At 43.9% G+C, this 25,556-nt stretch carries 27 protein-coding genes and 1 other annotated feature; of the genes, 4 read left to right on the forward strand and 23 right to left on the reverse strand.

The genetic code is table 11. The features are described 5' to 3' along the window. Nucleotides 1–209 precede the first annotated feature (209 nt). The 13 genes from PGQ33_RS08045 to proS all read right to left on the reverse strand — a co-directional run bounded on the left by PGQ33_RS08045 (nt 210) and on the right by proS (nt 13,326). Nucleotides 210–2,252 (reverse strand): glycoside hydrolase family 13 protein, encoded by a 2,043-nt coding sequence (locus PGQ33_RS08045; protein ID WP_118217405.1) that lies wholly within the window; start codon nt 2,250–2,252, stop codon nt 210–212. Nucleotides 2,253–2,262: 10 nt separating this feature from the next. Then, nucleotides 2,263–4,080, reverse strand: a complete 1,818-nt coding sequence (ftsH, locus tag PGQ33_RS08050; RefSeq protein WP_022220226.1) for an ATP-dependent zinc metalloprotease FtsH — start codon at nt 4,078–4,080, stop codon at nt 2,263–2,265. A 19-nt stretch (nt 4,081–4,099) separates the two neighbouring features. Further along, nucleotides 4,100–4,621: a hypoxanthine phosphoribosyltransferase gene (gene hpt, locus PGQ33_RS08055; protein WP_270205576.1), complete on the reverse strand. Its 522-nt coding sequence runs from the start codon at nt 4,619–4,621 to the stop codon at nt 4,100–4,102. After that, entirely contained in the window at nt 4,566–6,014 is a 1,449-nt protein-coding gene (tilS, locus tag PGQ33_RS08060; protein WP_270205577.1) for a tRNA lysidine(34) synthetase TilS, read from the reverse strand. The genes hpt and tilS overlap by 56 nt, the downstream gene beginning before the upstream one ends. Before the next feature lie 19 nt (nt 6,015–6,033). Continuing rightward, complete coding sequence (locus PGQ33_RS08065; protein WP_270205578.1) at nt 6,034–7,452, reverse strand: SpoIIE family protein phosphatase; 1,419 nt, start codon at nt 7,450–7,452, stop codon at nt 6,034–6,036. A gap of 72 nt (nt 7,453–7,524) precedes the next feature. Beyond that, complete coding sequence (locus PGQ33_RS08070; protein ID WP_270205579.1) at nt 7,525–7,848, reverse strand: FtsB family cell division protein; 324 nt, start codon at nt 7,846–7,848, stop codon at nt 7,525–7,527. A gap of 84 nt (nt 7,849–7,932) precedes the next feature. Beyond that, nucleotides 7,933–8,277, reverse strand: a complete 345-nt coding sequence (yabQ, locus tag PGQ33_RS08075; protein ID WP_117835086.1) for a spore cortex biosynthesis protein YabQ — start codon at nt 8,275–8,277, stop codon at nt 7,933–7,935. Between the two features lie 11 nt (nt 8,278–8,288). Beyond that, nucleotides 8,289–8,579, reverse strand: coding sequence for a sporulation protein YabP (gene yabP / locus PGQ33_RS08080; protein ID WP_117557534.1), 291 nt, complete (start codon nt 8,577–8,579; stop codon nt 8,289–8,291). Between the two features lie 121 nt (nt 8,580–8,700). Continuing rightward, nucleotides 8,701–8,940, reverse strand: a complete 240-nt coding sequence (locus PGQ33_RS08085; protein WP_022220222.1) for an RNA-binding S4 domain-containing protein — start codon at nt 8,938–8,940, stop codon at nt 8,701–8,703. 78 nt (nt 8,941–9,018) lie between these two features. Next, entirely contained in the window at nt 9,019–9,294 is a 276-nt protein-coding gene (locus PGQ33_RS08090) for an HU family DNA-binding protein (RefSeq protein ID WP_117557536.1), read from the reverse strand. A 172-nt stretch (nt 9,295–9,466) separates the two neighbouring features. Next, nucleotides 9,467–10,462, reverse strand: coding sequence for a CotS family spore coat protein (locus PGQ33_RS08095; protein ID WP_117557538.1), 996 nt, complete (start codon nt 10,460–10,462; stop codon nt 9,467–9,469). 77 nt (nt 10,463–10,539) lie between these two features. Further along, on the reverse strand, nt 10,540–11,868 hold the full coding sequence (locus PGQ33_RS08100; protein ID WP_117557540.1) for a CCA tRNA nucleotidyltransferase: 1,329 nt from the start codon (nt 11,866–11,868) through the stop codon (nt 10,540–10,542). Between the two features lie 12 nt (nt 11,869–11,880). Next, entirely contained in the window at nt 11,881–13,326 is a 1,446-nt protein-coding gene (gene proS, locus PGQ33_RS08105) for a proline--tRNA ligase (RefSeq protein WP_008370004.1), read from the reverse strand. 304 nt (nt 13,327–13,630) lie between these two features. After that, nucleotides 13,631–13,832: a binding site (T-box leader), on the reverse strand. Between the two features lie 118 nt (nt 13,833–13,950). On the opposite strand from proS, the gene PGQ33_RS08110 reads away from it, so the two are divergent. Both PGQ33_RS08110 and PGQ33_RS08115 read left to right on the forward strand, forming a co-directional pair. Further along, nucleotides 13,951–14,643: an RluA family pseudouridine synthase gene (locus tag PGQ33_RS08110; protein ID WP_022220218.1), complete on the forward strand. Its 693-nt coding sequence runs from the start codon at nt 13,951–13,953 to the stop codon at nt 14,641–14,643. A gap of 17 nt (nt 14,644–14,660) precedes the next feature. After that, a complete protein-coding gene (locus PGQ33_RS08115; RefSeq protein ID WP_270205580.1) occupies nt 14,661–14,996 on the forward strand; it encodes a hypothetical protein in 336 nt (111 codons plus the stop codon). On the opposite strand, the gene PGQ33_RS08120 is transcribed toward PGQ33_RS08115, so the two are convergent. Both PGQ33_RS08120 and PGQ33_RS08125 read right to left on the reverse strand, forming a co-directional pair. After that, entirely contained in the window at nt 14,956–15,627 is a 672-nt protein-coding gene (locus PGQ33_RS08120) for an HAD family hydrolase (protein ID WP_117557544.1), read from the reverse strand. The genes PGQ33_RS08115 and PGQ33_RS08120 overlap by 41 nt on opposite strands. Then, nucleotides 15,627–15,788, reverse strand: a complete 162-nt coding sequence (locus PGQ33_RS08125) for a hypothetical protein (protein WP_008369991.1) — start codon at nt 15,786–15,788, stop codon at nt 15,627–15,629. Before PGQ33_RS08125 ends, PGQ33_RS08120 begins: the two co-directional genes overlap by 1 nt. Nucleotides 15,789–16,012: 224 nt before the next feature. Between PGQ33_RS08125 and PGQ33_RS08130 the strand changes: the two genes are divergently transcribed. Continuing rightward, the gene (locus tag PGQ33_RS08130; protein ID WP_022220216.1) at nt 16,013–16,573 is read left to right on the forward strand and encodes a hypothetical protein; all 561 of its coding nucleotides are present in this window, start codon (nt 16,013–16,015) and stop codon (nt 16,571–16,573) included. Nucleotides 16,574–16,765: 192 nt separating this feature from the next. Here the strand turns inward: PGQ33_RS08130 and PGQ33_RS08135 are convergent, their stop codons facing one another. The 5 genes from PGQ33_RS08135 to PGQ33_RS08155 all read right to left on the reverse strand — a co-directional run bounded on the left by PGQ33_RS08135 (nt 16,766) and on the right by PGQ33_RS08155 (nt 21,130). After that, complete coding sequence (locus PGQ33_RS08135) at nt 16,766–17,626, reverse strand: deoxyribonuclease IV (RefSeq protein ID WP_117557546.1); 861 nt, start codon at nt 17,624–17,626, stop codon at nt 16,766–16,768. Next, entirely contained in the window at nt 17,596–19,386 is a 1,791-nt protein-coding gene (locus PGQ33_RS08140) for an aminopeptidase P family N-terminal domain-containing protein (protein WP_117557547.1), read from the reverse strand. Before PGQ33_RS08140 ends, PGQ33_RS08135 begins: the two co-directional genes overlap by 31 nt. Before the next feature lie 156 nt (nt 19,387–19,542). After that, nucleotides 19,543–19,740 (reverse strand): hypothetical protein, encoded by a 198-nt coding sequence (locus PGQ33_RS08145; RefSeq protein WP_270205581.1) that lies wholly within the window; start codon nt 19,738–19,740, stop codon nt 19,543–19,545. A gap of 115 nt (nt 19,741–19,855) precedes the next feature. After that, the gene (locus tag PGQ33_RS08150; protein ID WP_118217411.1) at nt 19,856–20,233 is read right to left on the reverse strand and encodes a DUF3783 domain-containing protein; all 378 of its coding nucleotides are present in this window, start codon (nt 20,231–20,233) and stop codon (nt 19,856–19,858) included. A gap of 12 nt (nt 20,234–20,245) precedes the next feature. Next, nucleotides 20,246–21,130, reverse strand: coding sequence for a YitT family protein (locus tag PGQ33_RS08155; protein ID WP_082424298.1), 885 nt, complete (start codon nt 21,128–21,130; stop codon nt 20,246–20,248). A gap of 218 nt (nt 21,131–21,348) precedes the next feature. Here PGQ33_RS08155 and PGQ33_RS08160 point away from each other — a divergent pair, with 218 nt between their 5' ends. Further along, nucleotides 21,349–22,797 carry a 4Fe-4S dicluster domain-containing protein gene (locus PGQ33_RS08160; RefSeq protein ID WP_270205582.1) on the forward strand — a complete coding sequence of 483 codons (1,449 nt, stop codon included), beginning with the start codon at nt 21,349–21,351 and terminating at the stop codon, nt 22,795–22,797. A gap of 87 nt (nt 22,798–22,884) precedes the next feature. Here the strand turns inward: PGQ33_RS08160 and fliB are convergent, their stop codons facing one another. The 3 genes from fliB to PGQ33_RS08175 are packed head-to-tail and all read right to left on the reverse strand — an operon-like array spanning nt 22,885 to nt 25,378. Continuing rightward, nucleotides 22,885–24,021: a flagellin lysine-N-methylase gene (gene fliB / locus PGQ33_RS08165; protein ID WP_195502142.1), complete on the reverse strand. Its 1,137-nt coding sequence runs from the start codon at nt 24,019–24,021 to the stop codon at nt 22,885–22,887. Continuing rightward, the gene (locus PGQ33_RS08170) at nt 24,022–24,663 is read right to left on the reverse strand and encodes an endonuclease III domain-containing protein (protein ID WP_195502141.1); all 642 of its coding nucleotides are present in this window, start codon (nt 24,661–24,663) and stop codon (nt 24,022–24,024) included. It abuts the gene before it with no gap. 13 nt (nt 24,664–24,676) lie between these two features. Continuing rightward, nucleotides 24,677–25,378 (reverse strand): helix-turn-helix domain-containing protein, encoded by a 702-nt coding sequence (locus PGQ33_RS08175; RefSeq protein WP_117557557.1) that lies wholly within the window; start codon nt 25,376–25,378, stop codon nt 24,677–24,679. Nucleotides 25,379–25,556 lie beyond the last annotated feature (178 nt).

Consider the following 25,556-nt stretch of genomic DNA (forward strand, 5'->3'; position numbering starts at 1 on the left):
TGAGCGGCTACGCGACTGAGGAAAGTTGCCAGACTTTCCGAGGTTCGCCCGGCGGACGTCTTGTACTACCTTTATCATTCTACATCCCCTGAAATCCTTCCATTTCAGTGGCTGTATCTTTTTATTTTAATGAGCGGCTACGCGACTGAGGAAAGTTGCCAGACTTTCCGAGGTTCGCCCGGCGGATGGCTTGTACTACTTATATCATTCTACCACTTCTTATTCTTCAGCACGATCGCCGATTTCTTACCCATCATCAGTGAAATATTTCCCTCTTTCACGATATACTCTTCGAATTCTCCAATATACCCATCTTCATAAGAATACATCACTCGCGCCATATTATGTCCTTCGGCAACTTCTGCCTGCCAGACCGGAACCCTTACTTCCTTCAGATGATCGGAATTATTGATAATAACCACGATCTGCTCATTCCCCCAGAATCTTCCATAGGCCAGAAGATCCGGTTCTGCTTTCAGCATCTTGATTGACCCCTTTCTGAGAGCCAGAGACTTTCTGTGGATTTGGATCATCTCACGGTAGAAATTGATCAGATCCCGTTTTTCTCTTCCCCACGGATAAGTTCTCCGGTTATCCGGATCCGTGAAACCACAAAGTCCTGCTTCGTCTCCATAATAAAGGGTCGGTGCTCCCGGCCAGGTCATCTGCATGATGATCGCTTCCCGCATAACTGCAAGGCTTACCCCTTCTTCTGCCGCACGCGACCCAAGCTGTCCCACACGGCCAACCTTATGGTTGGTACGCGTCAGAAAACGGGAATGGTCATGGTTTGACAACTGGTTCATCGCCGTCTGAAGTGACGGTGTCATCATATTTGCCATATGATGCTTCATCGCATTCATAAAATGGTCTGCATTTCCGAGAAGATCGCCGCGATATTCATCACTGTGTTTCTCCATCCCGGTCAGAAACCAGGTGACCGGCTCCATAAATGCATCGTAATTCATAACGCTGTCCCATTCATCGCCCTGCAACCAGTCACTCGGATCTCCATAGTGCTCGGCAAGGATCAGTGCATGTGGATTTGCTTCTTTTACTGCCTTACGAAATTTCTTCCAAAATTCATGATTGTACTCATTGCTTCTTCCAAGGTCTGCCGCAACATCCAGTCTCCAGCCGTCTACATTATACGGCGGTGAAACCCATTTCTTTGCGATACCAAGAACATACTCTTCCAGCTCTTTTGAATCTTCATAATTCAGCTTTGGCAGCGTATCGTGTCCCCACCAGCCGTCATAGCTTCCATTGCCCGGCCATTCATTCTCCCCGGTACGATGGAATAGAAAATAATTCCGGTACGGACTCTTCGGTGACACAAAAGCACCTACTTCATAACCATCGGCGCTCTCGTAGATCAGCTCTCTGTCCAGCCATTTATTGAAAGAACCACAATGGTTGAAGACGCCGTCAATGATGATTCGCATTCCCCTCTTATGGAGTTCTTCTACCAGCTTGATGAACAGCCGGTTACTTGCTTCCAGATTCTCTTTTCTGGTAGTTCTTGTCCGGTAACGGTCCGCATGGATATTGTTATTTTCTCCCGGATCCAGAAGCCTTCCTTCATCGACTTCAATTTTACCGACATGCGGATCAATATAATCGTAATCCTGTGTGTCATATTTATGATTAGATGGTGATACAAATAGTGGATTACAATAGACAACTTCTACTCCAAGTCCATGCAGGTAATCCAGTTTATCAATGATCCCCTGGATATCTCCTCCGTAAAATTCCCGTACATCCATCGGCTGCGGATCCCGGTACCAGTCATCTACATGATGAACCTGCTCTCCAATATAAAAGTACTCTCCCGTCTGTACATCATTATCCGGGTCGCCGTTACAGAAGCGGTCTGTATAAATCTGATACATGACCGCTCCTTTTGCCCAATCCGGTGCCGTAAAGCCTGGCACGATTTTAAAATCATAATAATCCACAAGTTTGCTCTCTGCTCCCCATTTGTTATAGTAGCAGATCTCATTTCCTGATCTGATCTTAAAATGATACCGGAATGGTTTATCTTCTAATTTGTATTTCACTTCATAAAAGTCAAATGCCTTATTTGAGATTACTTTGTTCATTGGAATGCATAGTTCGCGGTTTTCCAGATAGACTTCGTCTACGTCGTGAGCTGCTGTACGGAACCACAACTGAAGTTCATCTCCTGCCTCCGGTTCCGGCGGACTCACATACGCCTCTGTTCCATCACAAAACAATGCTTCTTTTTTCATAATCTAGCCTCTATTCTTCAAATAATGCTTCAAATTCTTCTCTTGTAATCTTCTCTTTTTCAAGAAGCAGATCTGCACATTTATAAAGAACAGCTTCATGCTCTTTAATAATGGTCTTTGCACGGTCATAACATTCGTCAATGATCCGTTTCACTTCACTGTCGATCGTTGTGGCAACCTGTTCACCATAACCTCTGGAGGTATGACCAAAATCTCTTCCGATAAATACTTCATCATTATCATCTCCATAGCTTACAAGACCAAGTGCTTCCGACATACCGAACTTCGTTACCATGGATTTGGCGTATGCTGTTGCCTGCTTGATATCCTGGGATGCCCCGGTTGTAATATCATCAAAGATCAGCTCTTCTGCCACACGTCCACCTAGTGATACGGTAATATCCTGCAACATCTTTCCTTTGGTATTGAACATCTCATCCTTTTCAGGAAGCGGCATCGTATATCCGGCTGCCCCTACACCGGTAGGAATGATCGACACGCTGTACACCGGTCCTACATCCGGAAGTACATGGAATAAAATGGCATGTCCTGCTTCATGGAATGCAGTGATCTTCTTCTCTTTATCAGAAATTACACGACTCTTCTTCTCTGCACCGATTCCGACTTTTACAAATGCTCTGCGGATATCCTCCTGTTGCAGATACACTCTTCCATCCTTTGCTGCAAGGATCGCAGCCTCATTCAGAAGATTTTCCAGATCAGCTCCGGTAAATCCTGCCGTTGTTCTCGCAACCTGTTCCAGATCCACATCATCCCCGAGCGGTTTGCCCTTGGCATGAACCTGAAGGATTTCCAGGCGTCCCTTCACATCCGGTCTGCCGACCATGACTTTACGGTCAAAACGTCCCGGTCTTAAGATCGCCGGATCAAGAATATCGACACGGTTGGTTGCTGCAAGTACGATGATTCCTTCATTCGCGCCAAAACCATCCATCTCTACGAGGAGTTGGTTCAGCGTCTGCTCTCTCTCATCATGTCCGCCGCCCATACCGGTTCCACGACGTCTTGCCACGGCATCGATCTCATCAATAAAAATAATACAAGGTGCATTTTTCTTGGCATCCTCGAAAAGATCTCTTACACGGGATGCTCCGACACCGACAAACATCTCCACAAAATCAGAGCCTGAAATGGTAAAGAACGGGACACCTGCTTCTCCCGCAATTGCTCTTGCAAGAAGCGTCTTACCTGTTCCCGGAGGTCCTTCAAGAAGGACACCTTTCGGGATTCTGGCTCCTACCTGCGTATACTTCCCGGGGCTCTTGAGGAAATCCACGATCTCTGCAAGCTCTTCCTTTTCTTCCTGCAGTCCGGCAACCTGCGCAAACGTCACATGGTTTTCTTCCTGCGTGCTCATCTTTGCCCTACTCTTTCCGAAATTCATCGCTTTTGCATTCGATCCGCCCTGACGATTCATCATCATCACAACAAATACCATGATACCTGCCATCAATATGATCGGAACCAGTGTTGTTGACATCCAGCTGTCCTGCGGGACATTGTCCACACTGTAGGAAATGTCATAAGATTCAAGCAGATCCTCTGCACTGTTGACATCGGATACATGAAGCTGTTCGATGTCATCATTCTTCAGCCGGATCTTCAGTGTCCCAGTCGGTGCGACTTTGTTCTGCTTGACCTCTACACTTTCTACCTTCTCTTTTTTCAGATCTTTCTGAAAATCCTGATACGTGTATGCTGTCTGCTGCACACCCGACTGGCTCATAAACCAGTACACACCTGCCAGCACCAGAACACAGAGCAGAATCGAAAGACCACTGATTCCTCTTGTCTTATTATTATTCAAAACCTGCTCCTTCCACCTGTTACATCTCTACACTTCCGATGTACGGTAAGTTTCTATATTTTTGTGCATAATCCAGACCGAATCCTACCACAAATTCATCCGGAATATTAAATCCGACATAATCTACATGTACATCGCACACACGACGATCCGGTTTATCAAGAAGTGTACAAAGTTTCATGCTCTTCGGTCCTCTCTTCCGAAGGATGTCAAGCAGATAATAAAGAGTACGTCCTGAATCTACGATATCCTCAACAACAATTACGTCTTTTCCTTCCAGAGACTCATCCAGATCTTTTGCAATCTTAACAATTCCACTGGACTGGGTTCCGTCACCATAGCTGCTGACACTCATAAAGTCCATTGTTACCGGCACTGTAATCCTTTTTGCCAGTTCACACATAAAGAACACTCCACCCTTTAAAACACAGATCAGATGAACCTGCTTTCCCGCATATTCTTCACTGATCTTTTTTCCAAGTTCTTCAACTCTGGCATTTACTTCTTCTTCCGGAATTAACATTTTCACTTTCTCGGCCATTTAAGGTACCTCCATTTATCGTAATTTCTAATATTTTCGTTGTCTGCTCTGTCACCTGGTATGCCTTGCTCTGCCGGCAGCCCACAATCCATAAAATCTCGCTTCCCTCTGCGATCAGAGGAATTCCGGCACGTTCTGCCACTGGTATTTTTTTATTGATAAAATAGGATTTCAGCTTCTGCCTTCCTCCGCTTTCATCAATTACAATAAAATCGCCAGCCCTTCTGGTGCGTACAGCGACACTCTGTTTTATTATACCATAATCAAACCATTTCGTGTACGTTTTTTTCGGGATCTGGCATCTGCATTCTTCTTTTTCAAAAATACGGTAGGAAATTTCCCATTTCCCGTAAGTTATATTTCCCGAAACCTGCTTCAGATCCAGATTTTTCTCTTCTTCTGCCAATTCCGTGTCCTTCTTTTTCCGCTTCAGTTCAATTCCTTCATAGGTTCTGCATGCACAGACCCCATAAGGAAGATCCAGTCTTTTTCCAACCTGCTTTTCAAACAGTCCCTCCAGCTTTTCTACATGAACCTGCTCCAGATCTTTTTCATGTTCTGCCACCAATGCCAATGCTTTCCGGAGAATCATTTTCCGGATCAGCCGTTCCTGTCGGTGATATGCATCTGCATGGATGCAGATTTTTTCTCCATTTTGGTCAGTACAGATCTGATATGCACCTTCTGTCTGCCGTTCCATATAATCCCAGATCTCCCTAAGCTGATCCATAGACCGGTTCATATGCTCCACGGTTTTTTCATTGATATTTTCTTTAAAATACGGAATCACATGGTTACGGATGCGGTTTCGCATATATGCATCTTCCATATTTGTCGCATCAATGCAGTAAGACATCTCCCGTCCCTTCAAATAATCCTCGATCTCTTTTCTCCCCACGCAAAGAAGCGGCCGTATATACATCCCATTTACCGGATATATACCGCCGAGTCCCCGAAGTCCGCTGCCGCGGGCCAGATGCAGGAAAAAAGTCTCTGCATTGTCATCCTGATGATGTGCCAGTGCGATCCTTGTTCCTCCCCATTCTTCCGCTGCCTGCTCAAATATTTCCCTTCGTGCAGTCCTTCCCGCCTCTTCTTCTGACATCTTGTATTCCACTGCCATTTTCGGAATATCCACCGAAACACTCCTGCATGGGATTTCTTTTTTCTCACACAGTGTCTTTACAAATTCTTCATCAGCTTTTGCCTCTTCCCCACGGATCCCGTGATTCACGTGTACCGCAAGGATCTCAAATCCGATCTTTTTTCGCAGCTCTTCCAGTATCAGAAAAAGGCATACAGAATCTGCCCCTCCAGAAAGACCAACGACAACTTTATCTCCTTTTTCAAGCATCTTCCACTGCCTGATATAGTTCTCTACTTTTTCTAACATGGTAAATTCCTCTCGTCTTTTATCTACTGTAACACATCTTCCAGATTCCCGCCACAAGGACTGTCATATCATCTCCTGCATTTCCGGCCGCCAGCTCCAGAACCTTATCCAGAATATAATTCGCCAGTTCCTCCGGATTCTCCAGCGGACTTCCCCCAATCATCAGATCCAGTAAATGCTCCTGCTCTCCTGCCGGAAGCGCATCCAGGATCCCGTCCGATACCATGACCACCACATCTCCGGATTCCAACTGTCTGGTTTCCTTTTCACTTTGCTGTCTCTGGATTACCCCCAGCGGAAGACTTTCCGAACGGATATGCTCCACCCCGTCTTTAGTCCGCAGAAATGTCACTGCCGCTCCTGCTTTTACAAACTCACATTTTCCATTATAGAGATCAAAAATGCTCATATCAACCGTAGAAAAGCGAACCTCTTCCCGTCCCATAACAAGAGCCGTATTGATCATGGAAAGTGCAGTTTCCACAGGAAATCCTGCTCCAAGAAGCTCTTCCAGCATTTCTACCAGCATCCCGCTTTCCTGTAGCGCCCTCTCACCAGATCCCATTCCGTCTGACAAAATTGCCGCCTCTTTTCCACCCGGAAGTGTCTTCATAAGAAAACTGTCACCAGATATCTTTTGTCCGTTTTTTCCCATTTTTGCCACACCCTGCAGCACATAATATCCCGGTCCTTCCACACATACAATAGTTTCATACTCCTGTCCCAGAACCTGCCTTTCGTTCTGAGCCGGGCACATCCTTCTCTTAGTACATACTGATAAAAGCTCTGCCGCTTTTCTGGTTGGGATACAGTTTCCCTTCTCACTTTTTACCGTTACATGAATTTCATATCTGCCATGCTCATCCACAAAAAAAACGGAACTCAGCATCCGGATCCCTGCTTTTTTGAAATGCTGCGCAACCTTTTTTGCAAGCGGCGGATCCGTAAAAATACTCGCATCCAGATCTCTCGTCACATGGCAGAGCATGTCCGCAAAAGAATCCAGCTGTGCCGCACATCCCTCACGGCTCTGTACCATCTTATTATTCCACACCAGAATCCTTTTTGCCTCCTGGAAAGTTTCCAGTGATTCTCGTAAAAATCGTGGTGCCTGAATACACTCCCTCTGAAGATGCTGTTTCATCTCTTTATTCAGTTCTGCACCATATCCTTCAATCGTACACAAAAGATCATAAAAAAGCTGCCAGTGTTCTGCCTTCTTTCTCTCCAGACACTCCGATTTCCTGCTGCATCCTCTGCACACCTTTTCCGTAATCCGATCATACATTTCTGTCATTTCTTCGGGTGTAAAACACTGCTTTTTCGGCTCCATTTTCAGAAACCTGTCTGCCAGATGCCGAAGCGACACTGCCATCTTATCTGCCTGCGTTACATATGGACTTGTGATCACTTGCTCCTCTCTGTATTTAACCTCCATTTGCCACCACCCTCTAAATTTCTATGAATGAAAAAAGCTTCGGGATATTTTCTTCCCAAAGCTTTTCTTACGTTACTGCTGTGCACGGAACAGAATCTCATTCTCCTTTACAAGTCCCAGCTTCTCTCTGGCGACTTCCTCGATGTATTCATCTGTTCCTACATATTTTTTCAGTTTATTAATTTCTTCTGAGCGTTCTTTTTCCGCATCGATCTGTGTCTGCAGTTCTTCTTCCTGCACCTTATATGCATCATTGCTCTTTTTGAGCGCCATCCCATGTACAATAACCATGCCGCATAATAATATAATAACTGCGGTAATCGCAACAATACTTCTTTTGTGCTTCTGAAGCCCGCTCCCCGGACTCTTTTTCCGGTTCTTCTTTAAGCTTCCCATCTAATCTATTCACCTTTCGCTATCAGTTGATCTTGTATAGCTTCTTACTACCAAACCCATTTAGTCTTCTACAGTGTACCGTTTTTAATCAGATTTATCAACTCTTTTTACTCTTTTTTCACAAATTCGTGTAGAAATCTTTTTGTAAGCTCTTACAAAGACAGCTGAAAGCAGCGCCATCCAGATTGCTCCGAGCGCAATCCCCAATCCGATATACCACCGCAGAACACCATCACTCGTATGATAGATCTGCACAAAGGTATAAACGGAAATCCCTGCCCAGTAACAGGCATCCTCCAGATTGATCAGCCACAATCTGTGAGCAACCAGTCTGCGCAAAACCCTGATCCACAGATAGACTGCCACGATCAGGACACCGGTCAGGATTGCATAACAGAAAACCCTGATCTCTGTTCCGATACCAGACATTTTTTCTCCTCCTACCGAAACAGTTTTGACAACAGATTTTCTCCGGCTTTTACTCCAGAATGGATATCCGAATAAGAAATATTGTCAATATTGCCTGCCAGGTCGACCTCCCCTTTTTCAAGATTCAGCCGGTTTACATGCATGTCCGTACCTTTTACCATCAGCATTCCCTGCTCTGTCTCAAGCAGGATCTCATTTAAATCAAAAGAAAGAACGTCCAGCACTCCCGTTACTGTACCTGTCTTCCGGTTATTGATAACCAGCCTGTGATTCTGAGGTTTTACCAGCTGTCTCTCTTCCATACAAATCCCAACCTTTCCTATACTGTCTTTCTAGTTATTGTATGAATAACATCTGGTAAATATGCCTCGGATCCGCTGCCAGAATGATCTCAAACCACATCTTTTCTGATGTTCCGGAGTTTTAAAGATAACGGAATAAATCTGCCGCCTCTTCTTTTTTAGTCGTATCTCGCAGATCCAGAACCTCTGCCTTTACAGTCTTGGTTCCAAACTGGATCTCAATGATATCACCTTTTTTTACTTTCGTGGAAGCCTTCGCCACCGCCCCGTTGATCAGGACTCTTCCTGCATCACAGGCTTCATTTGCAACGGTGCGCCGTTTGATCAGGCGGGACACCTTTAAAAATTTATCAAGTCTCATTTTGATTTTTCCTTCCCGTAATACGAATAAAGCGCAGCCCTTTTCAGACTGCGCCATTTTTCAAAAATGTTTTACAAATTATGCATTAACAGCATCTTTTAAAGCTTTTCCTGCTTTGAATTTCGGAGCCTTGCAAGCTTCGATCTTCATAGTTTTTCCAGTCTGTGGATTTCTTCCTTCTCTTGCAGCTCTTTCGCTTACTTCGAAAGTTCCGAATCCTACTAACTGAACTTTTTCACCTTTTTTCATTTCTTCTGTAACAACATCAACAAATGCTTTTAATGCTTTTTCTGCATCTTTCTTTGAAATATCTGCCTGTTCTGCAACTGCAGCTACTAATTCTGTCTTGTTCATGACTTACGTCCTCCTGTAAAATATACTCCCGGAACACCCCGGCATTTTGTCTTTTTGCTAGGTTTATTCTGCGTATCCATGCGGTCTGACACGCCCCTTACCCTACATATGTTATATAAGTTTTTACCTTCTTTGTCAAGTCTAAACCCTTAAAATCTAAGAAAACCGAACGCTATACCTGAAACGCAAACAGATTCCGCAAAAACCGCTTTTTTTCTTCTGTCTGTGCGACAGAAAGTGAAAGTTTTTCGACATTTTTTGCAGGAATCCATGCCTTTCCTGAGTGGTAATACGAATTGGTGATCTTCCAGAATTTTTCCGGATAAGCAAGACGGATTGCAAGGTAATCCCGTTCTTTTTTCCCAAGATTATTCACCGAATCATACGCTCTCATCATCCGATATCCAAGCCGTTCATCATAATGATGCTTTTCCATACATTTGCGCAGGAAATAATACAGATCTTCCATCTGAACATCCCGGTGTGCATGTTCAAATCCAGTCACCGCCATGCCTTCCTGACAGACCAGAAGATTATGATAATTATAGTCTCCATGGACCATATGATTTTCTGCCTCCGCTTCTTTAAAAACACTGTCCAGATCCATATTTTCCAGTATTTTCAGCACTCTGTCTGCCCAAAAATACATCTGGTCATATCCCTTTAAAAATGCGATCTCAAACGGGCTTTTCACACTTCTTCTGCAGACAAATTCCCGAACCTTTCTGAGTTCTCTGTTATGCCTTGCGTACTCCTTGATCACCGGATTTTCTTCTCTTCCTGCAAATCCGTTTTCTTCCCCAGCCAGACGCATGCATAGATGGATCCGGGCAAGATTTTCCGCACCGGCGATCAGTTCATTTTCACGTCTGACATCACACTCACGTCCCTGAAACCATTTCTTTAAGATATAGCCTGTTCCATCCTCGGCTTTACTGACATAAGCATCCTCTTTATTAAGCAGAGGCGTATCTACCCATTCAAATCCATTCGCATTTAACTGCTCATATATTTTTGCAAGCGCGCAGATCCGGCTCTCCTCCATGCGCGTCTCCTTCAAGAGGAGCAGCCCCTTATCTGTATCGCATAAAATAGCACCCCTTACTTTGTGGGTGCCGAATACTTCCATCTGATATTGTGTCAATACACTGATTCCATAATCTTTCATGGCTTCCCCCTGCCGCTTTGTTTTACCGGTCTTTCTAATGTATGCAGGGGGAGACTTAAGTCATGCATGATTTTTGATTATTCCAGTTCTTTTATTCTGGCAAGTAAATATTCCCGTGTATTTTTCTCCGGTTCCTCGATCACTTCCTGTAAAAGTGTCTGGAGTGTCTGACCAATTTTCGGTCCTTTTTCAATACCTGCCGCGATCAGATCCTGACCGTTTACTTTTAGTTCTTTTAAAGAAACACATTGCTTTTTCTCCAGAATCTCCTGGTAGCACTTCTCGATACCAGCCAGATTTTCCAGCTTCTTATCACGCTGATAATCACTCTGTGCCAACGTATCAGCCATCCGTACCTTCATATAATACGGGAACAGTTCCGCACTGATCCGGTTCATTGCGCGGCGTACATGCTTCATCGTTGCAGGCATCCGGTCATCATGATACAGCACCAGCTTTGACACCTTACGCAGCGTATCATTATCGAATTTCAAGCGATGCATGATCGACTTTGTGAGTTCTTCGCTGACGTATGCATGCCCTTTAAAATGTGCCGTCCCATCCGGATCGACCGTCTTTCGTGCCGGTTTCCCCGTATCGTGAAACAGCATTGTAAGACGCAGCACTTTATCTGCCGGAATATTCATCAGCGCATGGATCGTATGCTCACCTACATTATAACAGTGATGCAAAGTTTCCTGTGTTGTTTCCATCATTGCATCGAATTCCGGGAGGATCACCTTTGTGATCCCAAGCTCATATGCATCCAGGATCTTTTCCGGATGATCGGAGACCAGAAGCTTTACAAGCTCTGTCTGAATACGTTCTGCACTGATATAGGAAAGATTTGGTGCAAGTTTTCGGATTGCCTGTCTGGTCTCTTTCTCAATCTCAAATCCAAGCTGCGCCGAAAAACGGATCGCCCTCAAAATCCGCAGGGCATCCTCCGAAAAACGTGCCTCAGCATTTCCCACACAACGGATCACACCTTTTTTCAGATCCTCCATCCCATGAAACAGATCCACCAGTCCATCCTGTTCATTGTACGCCATCGCATTGATCGTAAAATCTCTGCGCAGCAGATCCTCTGACAGACTTCTGGTAAACTGCACTTTACTCGGATGCCGGTTGTCTTCGTATTTCCCGTCAATCCGGTATGTCGTCACTTCAAATCCTTCTCCATTTAAAAGCACCGTAATCGTTCCATGCTCGATTCCGGTGTCAAAAGTTCTGGCAAATAATGACTTCGTCTCTTCCGGCGCTGCCGATGTTGTGATATCCCAGTCACCCGGCACACGTCCGAGAAAAGAATCCCGGACGCAGCCGCCGACTGCATATGCCTCAAAGCCATGTTTTTGTAATGTAGTTATAATTCGATTCACCTTTTCAGGTAACTGAATTTTCATATACATTCGCTCCTAGTATGCTTTTCCAAAATAAACAACATGTTTAGCCTGTTTGCCACAGAAAATACAGGTATCTCCGTCTTTTACCTGATCCTCTTTGCAGATACAGCGGGTGGTTGCTCCACCTGTTGCTGCCTTGATCTCATCTTCACATTCTGCGCTTCCACACCATTTTGCTTTGATAAATCCACGTTTGGTGTTGAATTTTTCATTCATTTCATCCATGGTTTCAGCAAAATCAATGTGGCTGTCAAGGAATGCTTTTGCACGGTCATACATATCCTTCTGGATTGTTTCAAGGATCTCGCCAAGTTTTGTCTCGATCTCATCTAAAGAAACAACGATCTTTTCTCTTGTATCACGACGTACAACAACAACCTGGTTCTGTTCGATATCCTTTGGTCCGATCTCGATACGTGTCGGGATACCAAGCATTTCCTGCTCACTGAATTTCCATCCAGGGCTCTTCTCAGAATCGTCAATCTTCACGCTGTAGCCAGCTTTTTTCAGTCTCTCTGTCAGTTCATTTGCTTTTTCAAGAACGCCTTCTTTGTGCTGTGCGATCGGAATGACTCTTGTTTGAACCGGTGCGATTCTCGGTGGAAGAACAAGTCCGCTGTCATCACCGTGAACCATGATCAGGGCTCCGATGATACGTGTAGACAGTCCCCATGAAGTCTCATATACGCTGTGAAGTTCATTGTTCTTATCCAGATATTTGATGTCAAATGCATCCGGGAACGCATTTCCGAAGAAATGGCTGGTTGCAGACTGAAGTGCTTTTCCGTCATGCATCAGAGCTTCTACGGTGTAAGTGTCCTGTGCACCTGCGAACTTCTCGCTCTCTGTCTTCGGACCTGATACGAACGGGATTGCAAGGGAATCACGGATCAGTTCCTGATATACACGAAGCATGGTCAGTGTTCTCTGTTCTGCTTCTTCATAAGTTGCATGAATAGTGTGTCCTTCCTGCCATAAGAATTCTCTGGAACGAAGGAACGGTCTGGTTGTCTTCTCCCAGCGAAGTACCGAACACCACTGATTCCATACTTTCGGAAGGTCACGGTAAGACTGTACGGTTCTTGCCCACAGGTCGCAGAACAGAGTCTCCGATGTCGGACGGATGCACATTGGCTCCTGAAGAGTCTCAAGACCACCTTTTGTTACCCATGCAACTTCCGGTGCAAATCCTTCGATATGATCGCTTTCCTTCTGAAGAAGGTTCTCCGGGATCAGCATTGGCAGGTATACGTTTTCAACACCTGTCTCTTTAAATCTCTTGTCAAGGTCTGCCTGGATCTTCTCCCAGATTGCATATCCATTTGGAAGATAATTAAGACATCCTTTTACACTTGAATAATCACAAAGCTTTGCTTCTCTTACAACGTCGGTATACCACTGTGCGAAATCTTCATCACGAGAGGTAATCGCCTGTACAAATTTCTTTTCCTTAGCCATTGGTAAGTTCTCCTTTTCTTCATTTTTGATTTGTAACTGTTCAGAGCCAAGCAAAATTTCATAAAACAGGTGTAAAATGCTTGCATTTTTAAGACTGTTTTTGAAATTTTATTTGGCGGATACGCCACACCGACGAAATGCGTAGCATTTTGAAGGTTGGCTCTGAACAGTTACTTTGATTTTATAAATAAGGTTATCATAAAACCAGAAGATGCTGCTCTCTGCAGCCTCTGCCGGATGCAGGGGATTCAGATCAGACATGCTTTGCCCGTAAAATAAAAAACACCAAATCTTCATGCCCCTGACAAGGGACCGAAAATTCGGCGGTACCACCCTAATTAATCGTATTACGATTCACTTCATTACCCGTTAACGCCAGGCATACGCCACACTTTTCATGCGGAACTCCAAGGTCGGTTCTATAATTTCCATGTAGCTTCCTCCCACCAGCCAGAAGCCTCTCTGTGCCACTTTCATCATATACTAGTCCTCTTCATCGTCAAATCTCTTCGATTTACTATAGAGTTTAATTGAGATTTTCGGATTTGTCAACCCAATTGACAAGCCCTTTCCGTTATGTTTTAATCAAAGAAACAAAATTTTCGCATATGGGGAGGAATTATTTTGCAAACACCTGAAATTCTATATGAAGACGACCAGATTCTGGTCTGCCACAAACCTGCCGGTGTTCCCGTGCAGACAAAAAAGATCGGCACACAGGACATGGAGAGCATTTTGAAAAATTATCTGTTCATCCATTCTTCACATCATGCCGGACATAAGCCACCTTATCTTGCCGTGATCCACAGACTGGATCAACCGGTTTCCGGCATCCTGGTTTTTGCCCGCACACCTGCGGCTGCGAAAAATCTGAACCAGCAGTTACAGAACGATCAATTTGAAAAATACTACCAGGCTGTAGTATGTGGATCCCTTCCGGACTCCGGCACTCTGACCGATTATCTGGTAAAGGACGGTCGCACCAATACCTCCCGCATCTGCAGTAAAAATACACCCGGTGCCAAAAAAGCTGTCCTTTCGTATGAAATACTGGAAACTTCCGAAGTGACTGGCTTATCCGTTGTTCAGATCCATCTCGGAACCGGACGCCATCACCAGATCCGTGTCCAGATGGCAGGTGCAGGCGCACCACTCTGGGGTGACAACAAATATAACCCGGAATTTGTAAATAAAAGAGGATATTTCCCGATTGCACTGCGGGCTTTCCGGCTTTCTTTTTGCCATCCGACCACCGGAAAACGTATGGAATTTGAAGTCCCATGTAACTGGGAACAGTTGGAAACAAAAGCAGATTAGAATGGAGAATACAAAAAATGAACTTATTAGAAGAATTCAAAAAAAATCCCGGATTCGTCTACCGAATCGGGACTGATTACTATTATATAGGAAAATGGATCTGCAAGCCATGCACAGACGAAGCCGTTACAGACTGCCATGCCATGTATGAAATGTGCATCCAGGCAAAAGAACAGGCAAACGCAGCCCTTTATTTTCAGAAGCTGCGTGCCTACAGTGAATTTGCCCTGGACATTCCATACAATCCGGCAAAGATCCTTCAGTACCAGACCGCTCTTGTCGAAGCACTTTCCGATACTGATATCCAGTCTCTTACCGACCAGCTTCGGCATTTTCACGATCAAGCATCTTAATCACATCCAGAAGTGTAGGATACACATACCGGCATAATCCTCTCACTTCTTCATCCGGCTGTGCAAGATCCGGGATCATCACCGGGATCATACCCGCAGCCGAAGCCGAGCGGATTCCTGCCGGTGCATCTTCAAGCGCAATACTATGTACCGGCTCGATGCCGATCGCCTCGCACGCTTTGAGGTAAATTTCCGGATCCGGCTTTGCATGTTTCACCGAATCGCCAAAAACCCCGCCATCAAAATATTTCCACAAACCGACTTTCTCAAGAGATGCCTTTGCGTGGATCTCTCTGGAGGACGTCGCAAGTCCGACCTTGTATCCGTGTTCCTTCGCATAGATAAGAAGTTCCCTTGCTCCCTCTTTTACGCCGATCCCTTCTTTGTCACAAATGCCGTAATACTTCTCCCGTGTCAGCTCATTAAACTTATCCATCGGAAAATCTTCGCCATATACACTTTTAAAATATGCTTCTCTGCGGACTACATTGAATCCCAGCGTATGATAAATATGCTCCCCGATCCGTCCGTATCCGAGCTTCTCTCCTGCATAATTCCAGGATCTCTGCACAACACGTTCCGAATCAAGGAGCAGTCCGTCCATATCAAATACCAGTGCTTCTACCTTCATCAGAATTCAATTCCCTTTCCGAGGGCATCTTTTAAATACGTGGTTACGTCTTCCAGTTTTTCCAGAATTTCTTCACGTTCTTCCCACTCTTCGCCGGTCATATCTTTGCTGACCAGTGCCTGCTTGACATCTTTTAATTTTTTGATCAAATCTTCTGTCATAGTAAATCCCCCTTTTCTTATCAATTACTGTTTTTCTATAAATTTATTTTACCGATATTGTCAGCAAATTTCAACAGTTCATCCGAAAATGTAAACAAATCTTAACATTCACCGCTATAAAAAACTCTTAGCTAACTTCCATTTTTCTACTTCCATTATATAGCAAATGTGCTATAATAATTCAGTATGTAAAAAAGTGTTATAATCATAAGGGGATTAAGAAATTGGATGACAACAAATTAGAAGCAAAACTGCTGAAGATTAAAGCGCTTGCCGAACGGGGAGAAGGTGGCGAGAAAGAGGCCGCCATCAAAATGTATCATAAGCTTCTGAAGAAGTATGATATTGATGAAAAAGCATTACAAAAAGACAAGCTCAGCAAGCACTGGTTTACATATGAGACAGATATCGAGGAAAATCTTCTGGTCCAGATTTTTTACATGGTAACCGGAGATCCCGAATATTTCCGCCGGACAAGCCGTACACGCGGAACCCAGTGCGGATGCATATGTACCGATTTTGAGAAAACTGAAATTCGTTTTTATTTTGAATTTTACAAAGATGCACTCAATCAGGAACTGGAAGCCTTTTTGATGGCTTTCAAATTAAAAAATCATCTGTTTCCGGATGAAAGTGCAAGATGCTTTGTTCCTGAGGAAGAGGAAGAGATATCAGAAATGCTGTTAAAAGCGCAGAAATTTGCAGAAGATATTGATAAGTCCAACCCGGTTCGCCGGATTGCATCTGCCGATCTTTCTGCTGATCCGGATGCACTGGAATCATAGGTATATACGTCGTTCTTTTGCGATATGCATTATAGCAAAAAAGCTGTTCTTAAAACAGGAGGGTATGACTCATATTAAATCATACCCTCCTGTTTTGATTTCTCGCGCTGTATCTGTGATAAAACTTATCTTCTGTACAATCTATAGCCTGCAGATACCGCCTTAACAACTCTTTTCCATCTGTCTGACCACCTAGGCAAGATCCCGAAGCCTTGCAATTTCTTCTTTATGCCCCGCATCATCCAGTGGCGTTTCCAGATAAAACGGCAGATCTTTTAATTTCGGGTGACGCATGACATTTAAAAGCGCCTCTATCCCGATCTCTCCGCCGCCGATCACCGCATGCCGGTCTTTTCTTGAACCAAATGGCATCATACTGTCATTTAAATGAATCGCTCTCAAAAGCTCAAGTCCAAGTACTTTGTCAAACTCTTCCAGCACCCCGTCCAGATTATTTACAATATCATATCCTGCTGCAAACACATGACAGGTATCCAGACAGATTCCGATCCGCTCCGGATGTGATACCCCGTCGCGGATTGCTTTCAGCTCTTCAAATCTCCAGCCAATCTCTGTCCCTTTTCCGCTCATTGTCTCAAGCAGAACCGTAATATTCTCTTTTCCGGTAATCGCCTGGTCAAGCCCCGCAATGATATTTTGAATTCCTGCTTCTGCGCCAATTCCGGTATGGCTTCCCGGATGAAACACCAGATTCTCAATCCCCAGTCTGTCCATCCGCGTCACATCTTCCCGGATCACCGTGCAGGCGAATTCATACACCTCCGGCTTCGCACTCGCCAGATTCATCGTATAAGGTGCATGCGCCAGAATCGCTCCAAAACCGGCCTCTCTCCTGATCCTCTGAAACTCCTCCGCTTCCTTCACCGTCGGATCCTTATAATTCGATCCCCGCGGATTCCTGCTGAAAATCTGCATCGTATCTGCATTCATCTTCACCACATTCTCTGCAGTCTTCACAATCCCTTTCGCAATCGACATATGTGTTCCTATTACCATATTTATTAGATCGCTCTCGTATACTTCTTCAGCCATTCTTTCTCTTCATCATTCAGATAAGGAGACACCTTCTCATATACAGTTGCATGATAAGTATTCAGACGTTCCTTGTCTTCTGCATTCATGATATCCGGATTGATCGCATCCAGGTCAAATGGCACATAAGTAATCGGTTCAAAATACAGGAATTCTCCATACTCATTCTTCTCGCCTTCACAGACAAGCAATTCATTTTCCAGACGCACACCGTGAGATCCTTCGATGTAGATTCCCGGTTCATCCGTAATGACCATACCTGGCTGGAATGCATCAGACTCACCGGCTCTGTAAGTATAACGGAAGCCTGCCGGTCCCTCGTGGATGTTCAGAAGGTATCCAACCCCATGTCCTGTTCCGTGATTAAAGTCCAGTCCTCTGTCCCAAAACGGCTTTCTTGCCAGATAATCAAAGTTCATTCCGCAGCAGCCTTTCTTGAAGATCGGACTTGCAAGATTCAGGTTACTGATCGCAACCAGTGTAAAATGATCTTTCATGATCTGTGAAACTTCTCCAAAAGCATATGTTCTGGTGATATCAGTAGATCCTTCGTAGAATCCTGCTCCTGTATCCGTCATCAGGAAACTTCCCTCATGAAGCTCTACATCGGTCTCCGGTGAAGAAGAATAGTGTACGATCGCACTGTGCTCCCCGAATGCAGAGATCGGTCCGAAGCTTGGACGGATAAATCCACCCATCTCGGCACGGAACTCATCCAATTTGTCAGAAGCGCTCATCTCTGTGATCGTCTCTTTGCCAACATTTTCTTTCAGCCATTTCATAAATCTGACATGAGCCACGCTATCCTTGATCTCAGCGATACGGATATTTTCGACCTCTGTCGGATTCTTTACACATTTGAATAAGATCGCCGGATTTCTCTCTTCCACTTTCTTCACATTCTCCGGAATGTTCTTGTAAAGTGCAAAGTTCAGTCTTCCCGGATCTACCATCAGGACTTCTTCTGCTGCAACCTTTTTGATGTCCTCATAAATATCATTGTATGGGTGCAGAATAACCCCGTCTGCTGCAAGATGTGCTTTGATCTCATCGCTTAATTTTTTCTCATTTACAAAAAGATCCACCTTATCCATTCTAATCACTGCATAGGTCAGAACCAACGGAAAATATTCTACGTCATTTCCACGAATGTTCAATGTCCAGCAGATGTCATCCAGTGTGGTAAGAACGTGTGCTGTCGCACCTGCTTCTTTCATTGCTGCACGTGTACGTGCAAGCTTGCTCTCCACAGTCTCTCCTGTGTATTTCTGTTCCAGTTCAAATACCGGCTCTTCTGAAAGAATCGGACGGTCTTCCCATACTTCATCGATCAGATCATATGCATATACGACCTTTCCGTTCTTCTCAGATGCGATCTTCTCGTATTCCTCTCCTTCTGTTACAGAAACAACACGTCCATCAAATCCTACATTTTCGCCTTCTGCCAGAGCTGTTTCCAAATATTCCCCAATCTTCGGAACGCCCGGCTGTCCCATCTTCATCAGTTCTACTGTTGTTCCCTCCAGCTGCTTTGCCGCTTGGATAAAGTATCTTCCGTCTGTCCACAGGCGTGCTTCTGTCTTTGAAACCACTGCTGTTCCTGCAGATCCCGTAAATCCAGTAATATACTCTCTTGCTTTAAAATGCTCCCCCACATATTCGCTCTGATGAAAATCTGCAGTCGGAATAATATAAATATCTATTCCCTTTTCCTGCATTTTTGCACGCAATTTTTCAAGTCTTTCCGGTATTGTAGACATTTTAAAAAACCTCCTTTAATTTTTCCATTCTCTGACCATTATAACCCGTAAACTTTTGAAAAGCAACCTAAGAAAAGGAGTCGGATTCAGCAAGACTAACTTACCTGTTCCAACTCCCTTTTCTATCCTCCCAATCTGCCATTAGCAGACACTTTATCACTCGAAATAATATCCGTCAAAAGAATATTTGTACACTCTGTATATAAATTTTTCCACATCCATCATGTAAGATGCAATCAAGTTATGTTCTGCATCATACTCTGCAAAGACTCCTGCAAATCCGCTGTCAATCACATCATTTTCATTCAGATCCTGTGCACTGCCTGTAAGTCCGGTCACAAGTCCGCTACACATCCGATTATCTTCACCTTTTTTGACATCTTCCATCACCTTTCGCAAATTTTCACAAATGGTAGTCTACCCGAAAAACTTGTTCTGTCTATAGGAAAAATGTGATTTTTCTGTAAAATCAGGACTGATGCATCGCCGCATGCTCCTTTTCCAACTCTTTAAAAAGTTCCGGCACAGTCCACTGACTGTTTGTGTCTGTCAGAACCGCTTTATAATCAATACGTTTCATACCCTTCTTTCGCATCATAAATAAAATCTGATCCAGATGGCTGCCTGTCACTCCGGCAAATACCATCATCTCATCTGCCAGCTCTTCACCCTCATAAATCCTGTCTGTCTCTGACGCTTCTTTCATTCCGGCAAGTACACCAACCGTCTGAAAATACTCTTCTCTTTTTATCAGTCGCACCCGAATCCTGAGTGACATACAGATCATCTGCAGCTCCTGCGCACGCTTCTTATCTTTTATATTAAATAATAATACTGTTTCTCTCATAAATTTCCTCGACTACTCCGCTTTTCTCAAACGGTTCTTTTTATGTTTATTCCACTCTCCGATTACCTCACTGACAGTTGATACCGTAACAAACGCACTCTGGTCTGTCTCATGGATAAATGCAAGAAGCTTTGCATATTCACTCTTTTCCAGAATTGTAACCACTTCTGTCTGTTCCTGATTGCCCAGTCCTCCGACTGCCGGATAAAGAGTCGCCCCTCTGTGCAGCTCATGTACAACAAACTGCTGGATCTCCGGATATTTCTTTGACAGGATACACACCCTCTTACGGATACTGAAACCATCGATAAAATTATCCAGAACAATCCCATAAAGATAAGTTCCCAGAAGGCTCACTACCAGTGTCTTTCTGTCGTAGACAAGGATAGACGTCGCAGCGGTCACAAATCCTGCGATCGTAAGACTCTTTCCAATTTCAAAATGCAAATATTTATTTAAAACTTTTGCAACAACATCAAGCCCACCAGAAGATGCATTGACATTAAACAAAATCGCCTGTCCAATGCTGATCACCAGAATATGGCACAGCATATTGATAAACATATCATCCGTGAGCGGCGGAACATCTGGTGTCACTGTTTCAAAAATACGCAGATAAACCGGGAGCATTAAAGATGTAATGACCGTCTTACCTCCGAATTCTTTTCCGACAAACACAATCCCTATGATCAGAAGTGCTACATTTAGAATCATCGTCATCGTCGAAACCTTCAGCGGAATAAAATTTGCCAGAACCATGACAAGTCCCGAAATACTTCCCACAACAAAGGAATTCGGCATCATCAGATAATACACTGATGCCGATACAATAAACATTCCTACCGTGATCGTTGCATACTCTTTCAATATGTTTTTTGCTTTGTTCTTCTCTTTCAATTTTCTTTCCTCTCTTTCATACCGGTGCCTCTTATTTCCCCAAATATGCGGCACACTATATTTCCCAACATAGCACATTCATCATAACATACTTCTCATCAAACTTCTACGCTATGTTTCTCATTAAAAACATGAAATCTTCTTTCCATTTATAGTAGTTTCAATTATAATAAAGGAAGAGTGAATTTTTTAACAATTTAGAGAAGAGAGGGTTAATTATGAATGCTGATGGAAACGTAATCAAAATCAAACATGACGTACTGTTCGAAGTAGCAAAGCTTGCTTTTGCAGGTGAACTTGAAGAACAACGTGATCACCTCCCGCTGAAGCTTATTCCGGGACCGACACCGCAGTTCCGCTGCTGTATCTACAAAGAGCGTGAGATCATCCGCCAGAGAATCCGCCTCGCAGAAGGCAAAGCTCCGGGACCGGAAGATGATGGCAATATCATCCAGGTTATTTCTTCTGCCTGCGAAGACTGTCCGATCTCCAGCTACACAGTAACAGAGAACTGTCAGAACTGTCTTGGAAAGGCATGTATCAATGCATGTAAGTTTGGAGCAATTGAACCGGGACATTACCGTTCCCATATTGACGCATCCAAATGTAAAGAATGTGGTCAGTGCGCCAAAGCCTGTCCGTACAATGCCATTGCACATTTAAAACGTCCGTGTAAATTCAGTTGTCCGGTCGATGCAATCACCTACGACGAGCATGGCATTTCCGTAATCGACAAAAACAAATGTATCCGCTGCGGTAAATGTATCCACAGCTGTCCATTCGGTGCAATTGCTTCCAAAACATTTATTGTTCCGATAATCAATGCTTTAAGAGAAGGCAAACACATCTATGCAATGGCTGCTCCTGCCACAGAAGGTCAGTTTGGTGCTGACATTACCATGGAAAGCTGGCGCAAAGCAATGAAAGAGCTCGGATTCGTAGATTTCTACGATGTAGGACTCGGTGGAGATATGACTGCTGCTTACGAAGCTGAGGAATGGGCTGAAGCTTACAAAGAAGGACAGAAAAAAGTAACTTCCTGCTGCCCTGCATTTGTAAATATGGTTCGCCTGCATTACCCACAGCTTGCTGACAATATCTCAACAACTGTTTCTCCGATGTGTGCAATTTCCCGTATGATCAAAGCACAGGATCCAGAAGCGCTCACTGTATTTATCGGACCTTGCCTTGCTAAGAAATCCGAAGTTGTTGATCAGCAGATTGAAGGAAATGCAGATTATGTTCTTACATACAGCGAGATCCGTGCGATCATGAAAGCAAAAGGCGTTGAGCTCGAGGCCTGTCCGAACGACAACCAGACCGCTTCTACCTTCGGAAAACGCTTTGCAAATTCCGGCGGTGTAACAGCAGCTGTTCTGGAAAGTCTGAAAGAATCTGACAATTGCATCGACGCGAAAGTCTGTCGTGCAAATGGTTCTCAGGAATGTAAGAAAGCCCTCCTTCTCATGAAGGTTGGACGTCTTCCGGAAGACTTCATCGAAGGTATGGCATGTGACGGCGGATGTGTCGGCGGTCCAAGTTCATTCAATGACCAGATGGCTTCCAAGAAGAACCGTGACACCCTGATTTCTCAGGCTGACGATCGTGGAATTCTTGATAACCTGAAGAATTACGATATGAATAAGTTCTCTATGCATAGAGATTAAAATTATAAGGGAGTTTTGCTCTATCACTGAAATCAGTTATAAAGTAAAACTCCCTTATTCTAATTATACACACCACGCATCTATTTATTATCCCCTATACCACGGCAGCCTGTCCCGCAGCATCATCTTTTCCATCCGCTCTAGATTCTTATCCGAATGCTCAATCTCCCGCGAATACCGGTACACCAGCTCTACGATCTCTTCTGGTGTAAGCTCTCCTTCATTTTTTATCCACCGTGCTTTCCACAGCTCATAAATATGGAAAGTACTTATTACTGCCATCTGCACCTTCGCATAAATCCTTCCATCATAAACTGCGCCACAGAAATAAGTGAAAATGAAATACACCAGCAGCTGCTCTGCCTGGATCTGGATATTGCTCTCTTCCTTCGCCCACCGCTTAAAGTCAGACGAGATTCCTTTATACGCATCTGCTCCATGTGAATACAGAAGTTCTTCGCTCTCCATCAGAAGCATATCCCAGTCCTCACGTAGAAGTTCCAATTCATAAAGTTCCCGGAACATCTTATGCGCCATCTCCCATCTTTCCTGCACAGACGGCTTTTCTTCTTTCCAAAGTTTCCGTACAAACTTTCTGGCACTCTTTGTCTGATAACGTTCAATGACTTCCTCGCAGGAAAATAACTGTTCCCGGTTAAATCTGCCCTGCAGATCATGCGCCATTCCAAAAATCAGTCCCACTCTTATTTTTAATGAATGTTCCCGGTCCTGCAGAATTCCAAGCATTGCATCTCTCGCATCTACAAGCATAGAATACAGAAACGGATCAAATTCCTCGTATTCCTCTTCTCCTTCTTTTTCATAAGTAAGAAAACGGACCGGCTCTTTCTTCTCCATCAAAATCCTTGCCACCTCTGGACAGGATACCGACAGGGTAATCTCCCGTACATCCTCAAACTCCTCGACATGTCTCGGATACAGGCGGCAGGTTTTACACAGACTTTTCTCTCCGAGATTCGCATACATCTCACACAGATTACAGTCATTTAAAAATGCACATCGCTTTTCTTTATCCTGCCTGAAAATGCCACGGATCCAGTCCACGGATTTCAACATCGTAAACCAGAATTTTCCTTTCACATGCTTATATTTATTCAGTGATTTTTTGTCAATTACAATCTTCCACCCTGCACAGCAGGTATCTTCACATTTGTCTGCGATGCAGGTGAACTCTTTATAATAATCCGGAATTGTATATTGCATTTATTTTTCTACCCCTATCTTCTTACAGATATCCGCCAGACAGCATCTGTCGCAGTGCGGCTTCGTCCTTGCCGTACAAACTTCTCTTCCGTGGTACACCAGTCTGTGACAGAAATCGCTTCCTTCCTCCGGCGGAACCAGCTTCCAGAGTTCCATCTCTACTTTCTTCGGATCCTTAATCCCGTCTACCAGTCCAATACGGTTCACCAGACGGATACAATGGGTATCCGTTACGATCGCAGGCTCACCAAATACATCTCCCATGATCAGGTTCGCGCTCTTTCTCCCAACACCTGGCAGCTTTAAGATCGCATTAAAATCCTTCGGAATCTTTCCGCCATACGCATCCCGAAGCATCTTCATACAGGCACTGATATCCCGTGCCTTACTTTTCCCAAGCCCACAAGGACGTACAATCTCTTCGATATTATTTACATCTGCTTCTGCAAGTGCCTCTACTGTCGGATATTTTGCAAATAAACCTTCTACGACTACATTTACCCTTGCATCCGTACACTGTGCCGCAAGACGCACACTGACCAGAAGTTTCCATGCCTGATCATAATCCAGAGTACAGTCTGCATCCGGATATTCTTTTCGGAGGCGTTCGATTACTTCCAATGTCCTTTGTTTTTTCGTCATTTTCTACTCCTCTTTACTTCATATTCTGTATTGTAAGATAATTAATCTGTTTCATCTGTTTGATATCGTCTTTATTGAAGGTAAGCAGATTCATCAGCTTTTCTTTATTCACGATCTCTTTTTCTGAAATTACTGCTTTAAAGGTAATCGGAAGCATCGTATAATTCGACAACCCCGATACCAGTGCAAGCTGCTGCCCGGGATTTACCAGATTATTAACACAGGAAATCATGATATGCTCCGACTTTAATGCCTGATTATGCAGCATATAGGTTCCGATAAAGCCTTCTTTCTCATATTCTCCTGTATAAAGTCCACTGCAATCTCCCGGTTCCCGAATTTCACTTACATCATTAAAAAGATGTACTTTATATCGATTCCCATTTCCTTCAACTACCTGCTGTTCGATCACACTTTTGATGATCACCTTCCCGATTGCATCATAGCTATACATATACAATTTTTCGATCTTCTCTGCATAACGGCATTCTTCCTCTTCTTTTGCAGTCTCATCCCCAATAATTGCCAGCGGAGATACTTTCAAAATCCGTGACAGCTCCACAAATGTCGACATATCCAATGAAATATCTCCTTTTTCGTATTTAGAAACTGTCGACACACTCTTATGTAACAGTACCGCCAGTTCTTTTAAGGTCATATTATACGCCATACGGTATTTTCTGATATTCTGACCTACTCTTTCATCTACATTCATACCAATTTTCTTTCCTTTAAATCAATTTTTTTATGACATGTGCATAAATTTCGTCGCATTTTCCAAAATTTGCATTTTGCAGCATGTTTTTTCTATTATTTCAATAATAACACGTTCATTTTTTTCCTGTCAATAAAACACACCTCCTTTGTCATTTTGGTTTAATCCGCATAAAATG

Origin of the sequence: Coprococcus sp. AM100_B19A (assembly GCF_027662015.1) — a bacterium.
GTDB lineage: Bacteria > Bacillota > Clostridia > Lachnospirales > Lachnospiraceae > Allocoprococcus > Allocoprococcus comes.